The organism is Mesorhizobium sp. M4B.F.Ca.ET.143.01.1.1, from assembly GCF_004792275.1.
Classification (GTDB): Bacteria; Pseudomonadota; Alphaproteobacteria; order Rhizobiales; family Rhizobiaceae; genus Mesorhizobium; species Mesorhizobium abyssinicae.
This window is the reverse complement of sequence record NZ_SRSR01000229.1, coordinates 1-323: the sequence shown is the minus strand read 5'-3', so window position 1 is coordinate 323 and position 323 is coordinate 1. Positions and strand designations below refer to the sequence as shown.

Annotated in this window: 1 pseudogene; it reads right to left on the bottom strand. The window is 64.7% G+C overall.

The annotated features are described in order from the left end of the window. A pseudogene (locus tag EN786_RS36760) lies at positions 1-323 on the bottom strand (D-alanine--D-alanine ligase A); the annotation flags it as partial.

Below are 323 nucleotides of genomic sequence, written 5' to 3'. Positions count from 1 at the left end.
CCGGCATCAGGAAGAAGTCGACGCGGGCCATGCCGTCGCAGCCGAGCGCTCTGAACGCCTTCGCGGCTGCGCCCCGCATGGCTTCTTCGGCTTGCGGCGGCAATTCCGCCGGCACTATGAGCGCAGCGCCATTCTCGTCGATATATTTGGCGTTGTAGTTGTAGAAGCCGTGGCTCTCCGCGGGCACGATCTCGCCTGGACGCGAGACGAAAAGTTCGCCCGCGGGGCTCTCCAGCACGCTGAATTCGATCTCGCGGCCACGAACGAATTCCTCCGCCAGCAGCTTGCGGTCGTGCTGGAAGGCTTCTGACAGCGCGCGGTCG